Origin of the sequence: Klebsiella sp. DY2415, from assembly GCF_026314315.1 — a bacterium.
In the GTDB taxonomy this organism is placed as follows: domain Bacteria; phylum Pseudomonadota; class Gammaproteobacteria; order Enterobacterales; family Enterobacteriaceae; genus Klebsiella; species Klebsiella ornithinolytica.
Map to the genome: position 1 here is coordinate 1,485,790 of NZ_CP111115.1, position 14,145 is coordinate 1,499,934.

12 protein-coding genes and 1 pseudogene are annotated in these 14,145 nt (G+C 53.1%); all 13 read left to right on the forward strand.

Translation table 11 applies throughout. The features are described 5' to 3' along the window. Positions 1 to 72 precede the first annotated feature (72 nt). The 13 genes and pseudogenes from OQV00_RS07055 (at position 73) to OQV00_RS07115 (ending at position 14,114) form a co-directional block, all read left to right on the forward strand. Positions 73 to 513, forward strand: coding sequence for a hypothetical protein (locus OQV00_RS07055; RefSeq protein ID WP_137056032.1), 441 nt, complete (start codon positions 73 to 75; stop codon positions 511 to 513). After that, on the forward strand, positions 494 to 949 hold the full coding sequence (locus tag OQV00_RS07060) for a hypothetical protein (protein ID WP_137056031.1): 456 nt from the start codon (positions 494 to 496) through the stop codon (positions 947 to 949). The genes OQV00_RS07055 and OQV00_RS07060 overlap by 20 nt, the downstream gene beginning before the upstream one ends. Before the next feature lie 542 nt (positions 950 to 1,491). After that, positions 1,492 to 1,986 (forward strand): hypothetical protein, encoded by a 495-nt coding sequence (locus tag OQV00_RS07065; protein ID WP_128319042.1) that lies wholly within the window; start codon positions 1,492 to 1,494, stop codon positions 1,984 to 1,986. Between the two features lie 98 nt (positions 1,987 to 2,084). Further along, entirely contained in the window at positions 2,085 to 3,245 is a 1,161-nt protein-coding gene (locus tag OQV00_RS07070) for a hypothetical protein (RefSeq protein WP_227699800.1), read from the forward strand. Between the two features lie 604 nt (positions 3,246 to 3,849). Further along, positions 3,850 to 4,122 (forward strand): annotated as a pseudogene (locus tag OQV00_RS07075) (PAAR domain-containing protein); the annotation flags it as partial. Between the two features lie 240 nt (positions 4,123 to 4,362). Next, positions 4,363 to 4,704 (forward strand): hypothetical protein, encoded by a 342-nt coding sequence (locus OQV00_RS07080; RefSeq protein ID WP_137056028.1) that lies wholly within the window; start codon positions 4,363 to 4,365, stop codon positions 4,702 to 4,704. Next, a complete protein-coding gene (locus OQV00_RS07085) occupies positions 4,701 to 8,186 on the forward strand; it encodes an ImcF-related family protein (RefSeq protein WP_100663490.1) in 3,486 nt (1,161 codons plus the stop codon). The genes OQV00_RS07080 and OQV00_RS07085 overlap by 4 nt, the downstream gene beginning before the upstream one ends. Further along, positions 8,186 to 9,787: a type VI secretion system protein TssA gene (gene tssA / locus OQV00_RS07090; RefSeq protein WP_004865303.1), complete on the forward strand. Its 1,602-nt coding sequence runs from the start codon at positions 8,186 to 8,188 to the stop codon at positions 9,785 to 9,787. Before OQV00_RS07085 ends, tssA begins: the two co-directional genes overlap by 1 nt. 37 nt (positions 9,788 to 9,824) lie before the next feature. Then, on the forward strand, positions 9,825 to 11,579 hold the full coding sequence (gene tssF / locus OQV00_RS07095; RefSeq protein ID WP_266280078.1) for a type VI secretion system baseplate subunit TssF: 1,755 nt from the start codon (positions 9,825 to 9,827) through the stop codon (positions 11,577 to 11,579). Continuing rightward, complete coding sequence (tssG, locus tag OQV00_RS07100) at positions 11,543 to 12,628, forward strand: type VI secretion system baseplate subunit TssG (protein ID WP_142631404.1); 1,086 nt, start codon at positions 11,543 to 11,545, stop codon at positions 12,626 to 12,628. The genes tssF and tssG overlap by 37 nt, the downstream gene beginning before the upstream one ends. Further along, positions 12,606 to 13,151 (forward strand): type VI secretion system lipoprotein TssJ, encoded by a 546-nt coding sequence (gene tssJ / locus OQV00_RS07105; protein ID WP_004865293.1) that lies wholly within the window; start codon positions 12,606 to 12,608, stop codon positions 13,149 to 13,151. Before tssG ends, tssJ begins: the two co-directional genes overlap by 23 nt. Beyond that, positions 13,151 to 13,621, forward strand: coding sequence for a type VI secretion system baseplate subunit TssE (tssE, locus tag OQV00_RS07110; protein WP_004865289.1), 471 nt, complete (start codon positions 13,151 to 13,153; stop codon positions 13,619 to 13,621). Before tssJ ends, tssE begins: the two co-directional genes overlap by 1 nt. 19 nt (positions 13,622 to 13,640) lie before the next feature. Further along, entirely contained in the window at positions 13,641 to 14,114 is a 474-nt protein-coding gene (locus OQV00_RS07115; protein ID WP_266280082.1) for a hypothetical protein, read from the forward strand. The last annotated feature ends 31 nt before the right edge of the window (positions 14,115 to 14,145 follow it).

Sequence of the window (14,145 nt, forward strand, 5' to 3'; positions counted from 1 at the left end):
CAAAATCAAAACCTTTGGTAATTTTTCATGACATATTATATGATGACTATTTGATAATCATAAGAGGTGTGGATGGGATATAAAATTAAGGTGTTAATGGTATTTTTTATATATCTCCTAATGGCTCATATTGCAAGAGGCACTCCATTGAAATCTTCTAAATTAGAGTATACAACAATTCCACTTTTGTTTGGAACTAATATGGATTATCAAGAATATTCTATATTACCACCAAAAGTAACATTAGCTCCCCAGCAGATATTTGATGAAGGATTTTCTCGTTATATATTGAAAGTTAAAGTTGAGAAAGGTTTTATTTACAATAAAAAAAATGATGAAATAATTCACCCTATTTGGTTGTCTTCTGCTTCAGATGTTGATATAGGAAGCTTGGCACTTTATCATCCCATATCAAAATCAGATCTTTTGGCAATAATAAGGAATAGTGGGATAACGCGTTCTCAATTAATAGATGTACTGAGACGATGGGACGATGAAATCGCAAAGAAATAATTTTTTGTTATTAGTGTGCCTTTTTGCTGTTTCTTATGTTTTTATTGAAAATAAACCTTATTTTGAGGAAAATACAATGGCAGTAGATAATGAATATCTAATCACAGAAACCCCTCTTATTATCCATGATTATCGTGGTGATAAATATTCTATTTTACCCGAGGGTGTTGCTCTTTACCCCATCGTTGGCGATAATAAACCTGAAGGCGAGTATATGATTTACGTTAATTATCAATCCCTTTCTGGTGAGTTAGAGTATTCTCCGGATACTGCTGATAGCAGTATTATAAATGAATTGTACCTGTCTAAACCTCCTGCTGATTTCAAGGTGAAAGATAATAAAGTTATAACAAAAAATGATCTTGTGCATTTACTCCAAAAAAGCACGTTAACTAAAAAAGATTTTTCTGAGATAATTTCTGAGTTTGACGAGTAACTATATATTTATTGTGTGTCTTTTGATAATGGTGAGTTAAATATATTGTTATTACCAAATGATATAGTTAGATGCATTACGCTTTATGTTCTTATGAATGCTCCATGTGCTGAAGCAGGAAGAAATGATTTAAATGACTTTGGGGTGTCTACACCTTCAGGGATCGGACCTGTCAAAGGAATGGGAACAGATCAGAGCACCGCAACAGGATGTTTTGTAAATCCATATCAGTACTATTTTAATTTTTCCGTAATAATATTTAATCAGAACAGCAATATTAGTTGGAATTAATTGCGGGGATGTTAGTGAATTCAGTGTGTAAGTATATACAATCTCTTATTCATTAATACATGTCTGGTTTTTAGAACATAATTTTTCTGCCGATGTGAAGCAGAGCTCGATGTACTGGCGGTTGAAGGCGACGAGGCCCTGAGCAAACCGTTCAGCTATCTATGCTTCTGGATCTTCTGGGCAGTCTGCGGAGCATGCATGGGCTTATTCCGGATTGTGTTATACCGATAAAATTTATGGAGAATAACTACATGAAATATATTCAAATTCTTGTGTTTTTTCTTGGTGCAGCCTTGAATGTCTCCGCGTCAGAAATCAAAGAAATATTTAACCGCCAGCAACCATTAAGGATTGAAGGTGTAATGATTACACCTCAAAAAGAACTAGCATCGCTATACAGTGATGGGATGCTGCATACCGTCGGTAATAAACAATATTTCCTTTTAATTAATGGTTTTCCTTCACACCCGGGGAACCCCACAGCACAGTGCGGGGCCGGGCAGGAAATGTATGCCGATATTTACCAGGTTGAAGCAAAAAAAGCGACCAGGGTACAACGTATAATGGTTGTCAGTTGCTGGCGTTCACTGGAGTTAGATAGCTGGCAGAATCAAGAAAATTTCTCATCGATTATATGGAATAAGGACGGGGTTATATTTGACTGGATTGTGCCGCCTAAATTTACCAACCTCCGCGCACAACTGAATCTTAATACTGTTTCACCTGAACTAGTCTTTATACCCTGATTATGCCGGTAAATCTTAAAATCATTCCCCCCGCAGCTTGGCGTCCGGCTCCCATCCGTTTTGGCTACTGGTTTTCGGCTCTGGGGGCGCTGGTTGTTGTGGCTGCAGTAACAGGTCTGGCACTTGATCAGCGGGGAGAGAGTACAAAACTTTGGATATTATTTGCTGTGGCCATCATGCTGGTCTGGTTACTAGTGTTTGTTCTGAGAGTGCTATTCTGGCTGTTTCAGCACAATAATGCTGATGGCTGGGACAGTAGGCGTGAAGAAACATTATTGTGGGAGACCCGACGGGGCCGCCGGGCGCTCCAGATCTTGCATGCAAGCGTGGATATTCCGTTACCAGAGGAACCGGGACAGACTCCGGTGACATTGTTAATGGAAGGGCCCTCAATACTCAAAAGCCAGACTGGTCGCGGTCGGGAAGACTATTGTTTACATACATTTTTTCCAACCCCTCCGACGGGGCAAGAGAGTGATGATTCACTGGAGCCAGAACAGCAGGATCTGATGGTGTTTCAGGCCCGGCTTCAGAAGCTACTGGCTGATGTTGCAATTGCACTTGCACCATTTTCCCCGAAGCAAACGCTCGCGGTGCTGTTTGAGGTCGACACCTCTATTTTGCCACGTCGTTTCATCCCGGCCTGGCATGACAGCCTGAAAGAGGCCGGCATTGCGCAGCTGATTGAATATGTTGACGGCCACGGTGCGCAGTTTATTGATGAGTGGCTTGATAACCGCATCAATGACAAATCACTACTGCTCATCATTGCTGCTCAGATCGCCCCTGAAATTCGGCAGGGAAGTGCAGAGGCAATAGTGGCGTTGCTGTTGGGCAATAGACTTACGCAGAACACGGTACCGCCACTGGCGTGGTTACACCGCCCGGAACGAACCGATCCACAATTACTTGACGAAGGCATAGCGCAGTCAGCTGACTGGGTACCCCTGGAGGCAGGGCAGGTTAAACACCTTTGGCTCAGTGGTCTGACGGTAGAGGAGGCTTCCGCCGTTATCCCGGCGATGGCGATACCGCTTCTTTCCGGCGTACCGTCACCGGCAGGCCGTCATAACACCGATCTTATCATAGGACATGCTGGTTGCGTGTCCCCGTGGTTGGCCGCAGCCGTAGCGACCCTTGCTGCGCAGCAGACCGACTCCACGCAACTGGCTATCAGCGCCGATCGTGGCACCGGGGCACTCTGGGTACAGGCCATTACCCCGTCTGATTCAGGGGTAAACAGGGAGCATAAATTGTGAAACATATTTTCACGCTTGTTTCACAGCAGGTTGTTCCTCTGGGTTTTCATTACGTTTTTAATGGCTGGGGTGCCCTTTCTGAGCTGGCTTGTCTTGCAGCACCCTGATGCGCTGGGTCTGATGGCTGGCACGGCCACTGGCAGATGAGACTGTTTGTGGCTACCCGACTGGGGATTTCATTCACCGTGCTGGTGTTTCTGCAAACTCACTTTGGCGGGCTAAGTGAGTTTAAGCAGCATCTTGCCCATGCGTCCACCGACGAAGAAGCGAAATCGATCAATTCGCCACAGTGGCTCTCTCGCTTTCATACAATATCGCCCGTGACATGCGCGAACATCTCCTCTCAGCTTACAGCTTCGTCTGGTGTTCAAAAGTCCGTCTGCTGCTGGTTGGGGGGGATGTGGATTAGCTGCGTGAGCACAATTGGGCTGAAGGCCACGGCTAGGTGCTAATTTCCGGGGGAAGGGGACCCTAAAGCGGAGCCGGATACGGGAAGAAATGGAGCTGTATGCACTGGCTGAATGGGGCCGCAGGCAGCAGAAACGGCGTTATGTGCAGACAGAAGTGCAGACACGCATGAAAGTAAAAAAGTAAGGATAACGCGATGGCGGTTGGACATTTTTTGTTTCAGGATGACAAGACAAGCTGCGGTGGGGTGATCACAGAAGGAATGCCCGCTCACATGCATTTTGGGAGATTGCAGGCCTGCGAGGAGCACAGCGTAACCTGTGGTAAACACCCCGGTCTTTTTAAAATTATGGGGGGCTTACCTGACGATTTTATTCATGGTCGCCGTATCGCCGGTACGCTGCATAGCAGAAGTACCTGCCCGTGCCGGGCTGAATTTATTCCATCGATATACACCGACACATATGAATTTATTCCCCAATAGAGCAAAGGCGGTCATAACTTCGCCGAACCGGATAATCCTGTCAATGTCGGGCCATCGGTATTCGCAGCGAGGCCGTACTTCTGATCGTGTCGTGGTAATACACACCAGTCAATACGGCTAGGGTCAGTGGAGGCGATAAGCGGAGTGCTACAGGGAAACTGCCTGGCACAGGACGTTCTTCCGCCGCTTGTCTTCCTTCACTGCCCTGAAATCGGTGAAGGTTAGGTGGATGCACTGCACTCTGCCATGCTCTTCTGGGGACCGGCTAATGCTGAAATGCCAAATAACCTTTGGCTCAGTGGTGCGGCTGCTGAAATCGAAGTGTATGCCACGCTGATGAAAACCATCGATGCTAAGGGCCTGAAAAGTATTGACTCGTTGATGGGGCTTCACAGCTTTCATTATTCTCTGGTGTTACCAACGCTGCACTCTAGCTTGCTTTGGCTGTTGCCACACAATCAATACAATAACTGGCACACCATTTACTGGTATGTCGTGAACACAAATGGAAAGGTCTGGAATATGGTTGTATCCCCTGTGACTTCTGCTAAGGAGGGTGAGGCATGAGGCGATTTTTCTCGCTGTTTAAGAAACCGGAAATTGTATTCTGGCTTATGGTGTTAATAGTGCTAGTCGGTAGTATTGTTGTGGTGGGCATCGTTTACTGGCGACCTGAAAGGCTACAGCTCACCAGGGATACTTCTGTCTGGTATACCTGGCTGAGCGGTACTGTTGCAGCAAGCATTGCTTTGGTCGTAATGGGCATCTTTCTGTTCTTTGGTGCTCGCGCTGAAGGTAAGCGCAGTTTCAGTAAAGAGCTGCAACACGCGCAGGGTGATGATGTTAAGGTGTCTCCAAAGAAAGAGGCGGTGCCCGTATCTGCTACGGTGACGATCAGTCAACAAATTCGCGCCTACCTTCGCCGTCGATATACCTTCTTCTGGCACCAGAAAACCCGTCTGTTGTTAATCACCGGCGATGAGGCGGCAATCGAACAGCTGGTACCTGGCCTGCAGGAAAACCAGTGGCTCGAAGGCAACCGCACGGTCCTGATTTACGGCGGCAGCTTGGCCTCAGACATCGACAGTGATAAATACACCGCGCTGCGTAAACTGCGTCGCGGGCGCCCACTGGACGGCATTGTTCGCGTCATGCCGCAGTCGCTTAATCTGACCCCGCAAATCAGCGACAACGATTTACGCGGACTGGAAAAAATCAGTGAACTGCTCCGTTATTCCGCCCCGGTCTGGCTATGGCAACTGTGTGACAGCAAGTGGTCGCAGGCAAAACGCACTGAACAGCCGGTAGGGGCCAGTTTCCCGCTGCGTGCTGAGCCTGACGATATTACCCGCCAGCTTGAGCTGATGCTGCCGGCCCTGCGAACGCAGGGGGTGAGTCAGGTCACTGAGAACAACAGACACGACTTCCTGCTGCGCCTGGGCCAGCACCTCAAAGACGGCGGCATCGCCCGCTGGGTTCAGCAACTGGTGCCATGGCTGTCTGCCTCACAGCAGCGCGTTCCGCTGCGAGGCCTGATGTTCAGCCTGCCGGAGAATAAACCCGCCGCTATCGCAGGAGAGACAGCCGGTGCCGCACCTGCCGACGCTGAGAAATATATCCCGGAATCACAACGCCATGCGCTGATCCTGCCGGTAACCTGGCAGGGCATTGTAGATGACTGCACCCGCGTGCGTGGTCGCCGTGTCGGTATGGCCTGGGAACAGACGCTGGCCTGGACGCTGATGGCCATTATCGGTGTCTGGGGGGCGGGAACGCTGCTGTCGTTTGCGGCCAACCGTCTGCAGATTGTCTCCGTGGCGCAGCAGGCGCATGCTCTGGTGGAGCATCCTTCCGTATCGGATTACCAGCTGACGGCCCTGCATACGCTGCGTAATCACGCCGGCCGCCTGCAGCACCGTATTCAGGAAGGCGCACCCTGGTATCAGCGCTTTGGTCTCGATCATAATCAGCAGCTGCTGAGTGCGATGCTGCCGTGGTACGGCGTGGCGAGCAATCGGCTGATCCGCGATCCGGCTAATACTGCTCTTACGCAAAAGTTGAACGCGCTGGCAAATTCTGCACCGAACAGCGACCTGCGCGCTCAATTGGCGAAACCAGGTTATGACCAACTGAAGGCCTGGCTGATGATGTCTCGTCCGGATAAAGTCGATGGTGCGTTCTATGCGCAAACCCTGAAAACCGTGCAGCCGACTCGGATGGGTATCTCCACCGGACTGTGGCAGAGCCTGTCGCCGGATTTATGGGCCTTCTATATCTCCGAATTACCAAAACAGCCGCAGTGGAAAATCACGCCAGATTCGCAGTTGGTAAGCCAAAGCCGTCAGGTGTTGTTGCAGCAGATTGGCCGCCGCAATGCAGAAAGCACGCTGTATGAAAATATGCTCAAATCCGTGCGGCGTAACTTTGCCGATGTATCGCTGGAAGACATGACCAGCGGCACTGATGCCCGCCGCCTGTTCACCACTGATGAAGTGGTACCGGGCATGTTCACCCGTCAGGCGTGGCAAGGTGGGATTCAGCAGGCTATCGAGAAAGCGGCGAATTCCCGACGCGATGAAATTGACTGGGTATTAAGTGATTCCCATAAGGCCGTCTCCGCTGACTTGTCGCCGGAAGCCCTGAAAGCACGTCTGACGCAACGTTACTTCACCGACTTTGCCGGCAGCTGGCTGAGCTTTCTCAACAGCCTGCACTGGAATCCGGCAAACAACATTGCTGACGTTACCGATCAACTGACGCTGATGAGTGATGTCCGTCAGTCGCCACTGATTGCCCTGATGAATACCCTCGCCTGGCAGGGACAGACCGGCCAGCAAAGCGAAGGCCTTTCGGATTCCATCATCAAATCGGCTAAAGATCTGGTAGGCGGGAAAGACAAACCTGCGATTGATCAGTCTGCGGCAGGGCCGCAGGGGCCGCTGGATGACACCTTTGGACCACTGCTTCAGCTTCTGGGTAAAAACAAAGCCAGTAACGTCATGTCGGCGGACAACTCCCTGAGCCTGCAAACCTATCTGACCCGCATTACCCGCGTGCGTTTACGCCTGCAGCAGGTGGCAAGCGCCTCCGACCCGCAGGAGATGATGCAGACCCTGGCCCACACCGTGTTCCAGGGTAAGAGCGTCGATCTGACCGACACCCAACAATACGGCAGCCTGGTGGCGGCAAGCCTTGGCGAAGAGTGGAGCGGTTTTGGCCGCACGATGTTTGTCCAGCCGCTGACCCAGGCCTGGGAAACGGTTTTACAACCCTCTGCGGCCAGCCTCAATGACCGCTGGAGCCGCTCCGTGGTGGCGAACTGGCGAACGGCTTTTGACGGTCGTTTCCCGTTCTCGGTGAGTAAAAGTGACGCTTCATTACCGATGCTGGCGGAGTTTATCCGTAAGGACAACGGGCGCATCGACCGCTTCCTGACCTCGGAGCTTAACGGCGTACTGCACAAAGAGGGCAGCCAGTGGGTGCCGGATAGCGCGCACAGCCAGGGGCTGACCTTTAACCCGGCCTTCCTGAAAGCGGTTAATCAGCTGAGCCAGCTCTCCGACATTCTGTTTACCGACGGTAGTCAGGGGATAAGCTTCGAGCTGCAGGCCCGCCCGGCAGCGCAGGTGGTGGAAACCCAGCTGACGATTGATGGGCAGCAGCTGCACTACTTCAATCAGATGGCCGACTGGCAGTCCTTCCGCTGGCCGGGAGATTCGTACAAGCCGGGAACTATGCTCACCTGGACCACGGTCAACGCCGGTGCGCGCCTGTTTGGGGATTACAGCGGCACCTGGGGCTTTATTCGCTGGCTGGATCAGGGTAAGCGTCAACAGCTTGACCGCAGCCAGTGGATGATCAGTTTTACCGCCCCGGACGGTCGAACCCTGCAGTGGGTGCTGCGCTCGCAACTTGGAAAAGGCCCGCTGGCGCTGCTTGCCCTACGCGGCTTTACGCTGCCAGATCAGATTTTCAGCGTGGATAGCGCCGCTATGGCCCAGGCGCTGATGGCCAATACGGGGAACAGCGACATGGACGGAATGGAATAATGAGCACTTTGCCGAATCTGGTTGCCGCCTGTCAGGCGGATGAAGCCCTGCTGCGAGAGCAGGCACAATCACACACTGAAAACTGGCAATCCTGGCTTACTCCTGTCAGCGATGCGAATCCGACCGGGGAAGATCCTGGGTATGACGATGATTTCCAGCGTATTCGTGAGGAGGTTAACAAACTCTCCGGCATTGATACCGGACTGATTTGTCAGTTGGCGGAAAAGTTGCTGACCAGCGCGGCTAAAGATATCCGGGTTGCCACTTACTACTGTTGGGCTCGTCTGCATCAGGATGGTGAAGCAGGTTTTGCCGAAGGGCTTGAACTGTTGGGGGGATTACTGCAGCGCTATGGTAGGCAGCTTTACCCGCAGCGTGACCGCAGCCGTAAAGCAGCACTGGAGTGGCTGGCGGGTACCCGTGTCCTGGACAGTCTTTCACTTTACCCGGAAGTCGTGCGTGAAGATGCACAGCGTACCGCTGGGGCGCTGTTACTCGTCAGTGACGGCCTGGAAACTGAGCCGGAAGCATCACGGCCGGAGCTGAATGCGCTGTACAGTGCACTGGAATCCCGTCTGATGAAGTCTGGGGGCGTGGATGCTGTGGTCCCGCAGAACGTTGGTAACAAGGCCCAGTCGCCAGCTTCATCATATACGACAGAACATGACGCGCCTGTCCTGAACCGTATCACCTCAGGCCAGGATTTGCTGGCCCAGGCCCGTACCCTGACGGGCTACCTGCGTGAACAGCCGGATGGCTGGCTTGCTGCTCACCGGCTGATGAAAAGCCTGCGTCATGACACCCTGAGCGCGATACCGGCACCGGATGCAGAGGGTAAGACTCGCATCGAACCGCCCCGGGCAGATCAGCGTGCCATGCTTAAACGGCTGTACCTGCAGCAAAGCTGGCTTGAAATTCTGGAGCAGGCGGACAGCACCTTCTCGCGTGGCGCTAACCATCTCTGGCTGGATTTGCAGTGGTACACGCATCAGGCCCTGATGAAATTGGGCCGGGATGTGCTGGCCGACATCATCGCCGCCGACCTGAAAGGCCTGCTGCGCCGCCTCACCGGGCTTGAAACCCTGGCCTTCAACGACGGTACACCGTTTGCTGATGAGGTCACGCTGAACTGGATAAACCAGAGCGTGCTGGACGATATGGTCGGCTGGCGGGATGAACCGATTATTGCTGCCAGTGAGACGGATAACGACATTTTGGCCCTTGAGCCGGAAGCGCTGGAGAAAGCGGACAGCGAAGGGCTTGATACAACGCTTCGCTGGTTGCAGACACGTCCGGGTATGGACTCCATAAAAGACAAATGGCTGCTGCGTCTGCTGATGGCTCGTGTGGCAGAGCAGAAGGGCAAAAATGAACTGGCGTTACATTTGCTGGGTGAACTCGATGGTGCGTCACAGTCCATTACCCTCACGCAGTGGACACCTGCGTTGTTGTTTGAAGTGAAATCCCGTCGCCTAAGACTGCTGCGCATGAAAGCCGCCCGCAGTGAAACCGATAAATCACGCCTTCAGACGGAGATGGAACTTCTTTTGTCCGGTCTGATTGCGCTCGATCCGGCCAGCAGTGCAGTGCTATGCGGGTAGCTATCCCACTTAAAATAAAGAAAAAAAACAGGTGTTTATGGATGATTTAACCCTACGTTATTACGACGCTGAAATGCGCTACCTGCTGGAAGCTGGTGAAGAATTTGCCCGTGCTCACCCCGAGCAGGCGGCAATGCTCAATCTCGACAAAGCGGGCGCGCGCGACCCATATGTGGAACGCCTGTTCGAAGGCTTTGCCTTTCTGATGGGCCGGCTGCGTGAAAAGCTTGATGACGACCTGCCTGAACTGACCGAAGGGCTGGTCAGCCTGCTGTGGCCGCATTACCTGCGCACCATTCCGTCAATGTCGGTGGTGGAGTTCACCCCTGACTGGCGTGAGATGAAAGAGCAGATGCGCATCGTCAAAGGCTTTGAGGTGAACTCACGGCCGATCGGTGAGAAGGGCACGCGCTGCCGGTACACCACTACCCAAGAAATCACCCTTCAGCCGCTGTCGCTGGAGCACGCCCGCCTGTCGACTGACCCTGACGGACGTTCGGTCATCAGCCTGCGCTTTAACTGCAGCCATCTCGCCGACTGGAGCCGTGTCGATCTCAGCCAGCTCCCGTTCTATTTCAACGCAGACGCACCGCTGGCCTGCGCTATGCATGAAGCCTTTACCATGAACACGGCGCGCCTCTGGTTGCGGATGCCGGGCGACATGGGCAGAAGACCGCTCGACGGGTATTTCAGCGCGCTGGGTTTTGGCGATGACGACGTTCTGTGGCCGAAAGGGAACAGCAGTTTTAGTGGTTATCAACTGCTGCTGGAATATTTCACCTTTCGCGAGAAGTTCATGTTCACCGGCCTGCGCGGGCTGGAGACTGTGGAATTCCCGGCTGAGCTCCCATGGTTTGAAATCGACGTGGTACTGGCTGAGCGCTGGGCGCATGACTTCAGCTTTACCGAAAAGCACCTGCGCCTGAACTGCGTGCCGGTGATTAACCTGTTCCCGCTGGAATCCGACCCGCTGACGCTTAATTCATTGCAGGCCGAATATATGTTGCGTCCAATGCGCGTGCAGGATGGCCATACCGAGATTTACGCCGTGGATTCGGTGATGTCATCAAGCCAGCATACCTACGTGCCGTTTTCGAGCTTCCGCCACAAAGGCGGAATGATGCGCCATGAAGCACCGGAGTATTACTACCACACGCGCGTGCGCCGTGGCCCGTCCGGGCTGCATAACACCTGGCTTATCCTCGGCGGTGAAGCCTTTGATAACCACACGGTACCGGAAGACGAAAGCCTGTCGCTGACGCTCACCGGCACCAACGGCCAGTTGCCCCGACGAGCACTGCAAAGCACGGTGCTCGATACGGTGATGAAAACCACCTCGGCCAGTATCGCCGTGCGTAACCTGTGTGCGCCAACGTTACCCTGTTATCCACCGGCGCAGGACCGTTTCCACTGGCGCGTGCTGAGTCACCTCGGCAGCGGATTCCTGTCGATGATGGATAATGCCGACGTGCTGCGAGGCACCCTGGCGCTGTATGAATGGACCGACAGCGAGATGAACCGCCGCCGGCTGGAAGCCATCATTGACGTGACGCACAGCGAAACTGAGCGCTTCGAACAGGGCTACCTGGTGCGCGGCGTGCAGATTGAGGTGACGCTGGACAGTCACGGCTTTGCCGGACGCGGCGATATCTGCCTGTTCGGCGAGATGCTGAGCCGCTTCCTGGCGCTCTACACCGATATCTATCTGTTTAACCGCCTGATTATCATTCTGCAACCAACCGGAGAGCGCCTGGAATGGGAAGAGAAGCACAACCGCCGTATCCCCGGCTGACTCCGCGGCTGGAGGCTGACCTCAACCGGATTAACTTTTACCGTTTCTGCCAGCTGCTGGAAAAACGGAATCCGGAGCGGCCGCTGATGGGCTCAACCAGCCATCCTGGCGACGACCCGGTGCGGTTTGCGCCGCATCCCGGAATGGGCTTCCCGGCGAGTGAACTGAAGGCCGTTGAATATGACGAGGATGATGACAGCAAGCCGCCGCGGGTACGCACCACCTTTATGGGAATGTACGGTGTTGACTCCCCGCTGCCGACGGCCTATCTCGATGACATCACTCAACGAAGGGAGGGCCATGAGGCGCTGCAGGGCTTCCTCGATATCTTCAGTCACCGCATCCTGACGCAGTTTTACCGCATCTGGCGTAAATACTCTTACCCGGCCACGTTTGAACCCGGCGGCACCGACACTATTTCACAGTCACTGCTTGGCCTTGTGGGGCTGGGCATTCCAGGCACGGCAAATCATATTGCCACACCGGTGTCGCGCTTTCTGGCGCTGCTTGGCGTGCTGCGACAACCGGGCAAAACCCAGGAAGGCATGCAGGCGCTGGTGACTCTTCTGGCCCCGAATACCAGCGTAAAGGTCAGCCCTTATTGTCTGCGACCTGTGGAAATTAGTCAGCCATTAGGTTTTTACGCTGATGATGACTTTCTGCTCGATGGCAACACGCCATTGGGGGATGAAGCCATGGATGCCAACAGCCAGCTGTTGATAGCGCTGTCGACAAATAATGAACAGGAAGTGCAGGGCTGGAAGCCGGATGGGCTGTTGTATCAGGACTTTCTGGTGATGCTGCGAGTGTATTTAGGCTGGCGTTTTAAGGCAAAAATCCGCCTGACGGTCAGTACCCGCCTCCTGACGCCTCCGCCGCTCGGCGACGGGGTATTCTGGTTGGGGATGAACGGCGTGCTGGGCGCTGAGGGAGATGAACTCCCTGAAGATATTCCTGAAAGCTTTACGACTGAGCTGGGCTATTACAGCGGCCTGCAGTCCGCAATACCAAAACAAGGAAACCGACGTGTTACGTACAAGTTTGACTAAACCCGCTCTCTGGTTGCTACCTCTGGTGGCGATCGGCCTGACAGGATGCGGCCTGACGCAAAGCGTCACCGACGGCACTAAATCCGCATTCACCTCCGTCTTTTATAAGAAAATTAAAATACTGCATCTGGATTTTACCGCGCGTGAAGCGCTGAATACCGACGCTCGCGAGAATAATTCGCTGTCAGAATCGGTCGTTGTTCGAATTTATCAGTTGAAGGACCGTAAAACCTTCGACAAGACCGTCTATCAACAACTGCTGAAGGACGGGGACACTGTCCTTAAAGCCGATTTGCTCGCCAGCCGCGATGTGGTGGTAAAACCCGGGGGCGACGCAAGTCTTGATATGCCGATGGAAGCTGATGCTCAGTTCGTGGCGGTGGTGGGGTTGTTCCGTTATCCGGATATGGAGAATAACACCTGGAAATTGGTCATTGAGCGAGAAGAGCTGGATCCGGATAAGCCTCGCATTCTGGAAGCCGGTAATAACCATCTGGTATTACAGCCGGTTAAGGACAAGTGATGTCTCAGGGACACAATACGCCTTCGCTGTATGAAATGCTGACAGGTAACTTCACCGGTGGCCTCGATCTCCATCAGGTCAACGAGCAAAACCAGGTGATTTTGTCGGTACTCGACAATATGCAGCGCATTCTCAACTGCCGTGCCGGGACGCTGGCGCATCTGCCGGACTACGGTCTGCCGGATATGACCAAAATCCTGCAAGGGATGCCAGGGACTGCGCATCAGCTGTTGAAGACCCTCTCCGACGTGCTGCTCAAATATGAGCCACGCCTGAAAAGCATTAACGTCATTCTGCTCGACCAGCACATTCCCGGTGAACTCCGTTACGCCATTGATACCGAACTGAAAGGTATCGGCCTTGTGCGCTACGGTACCGATTTCATGCCGGAAGGCCGGGTGCTGATTCGCCACCTCAAACAGCAAAACTATCTGGACACCAAAGCCCATATGCAGGGCTCTTTCATCTGACGAAGACAACAGGGACAGCATGTCAGCCAAAGCACGATTTCTAAAAAAACTGCAGGAGCAGCATCCCCGCAGTCGCGCGTTTGACAGCAAAAGCGAAGCCGATATTGCCGAGTTTTGTGAACGAATGGGACAACTTCAGGAAACAATGGAACGCTGGCTTACCGATACGGGGATTTCCGCAGAGGCCGTTTCCGTGTTGCTGGTCGAGTTTTTGATTGGTGGCAGGGCGTTCAACGTGCCGGGGATCCACCCGCGGTATGAAAACCGGATGATGAAGTTCACGCCGGTGTTTTTGTACGGGCAGGGGGTTGTCGGCTGTGTGGAAGTGACGCTCTGCGCGCAGGGGCAGATAACCTCAATGTACCGCCTGTTTATGCGCTCAAGCGACGACGTGAGCTGGACCTGCAGCGTCAGCGGTAATATGGCGGCACCTCGCGTCACCTTTAACGAAGATGCCTTTTTCGACATGATTGGCGCGCTGCTGCCCGATTAATCCCCGCCTTTTTCTTATCCTCAGGGATGAA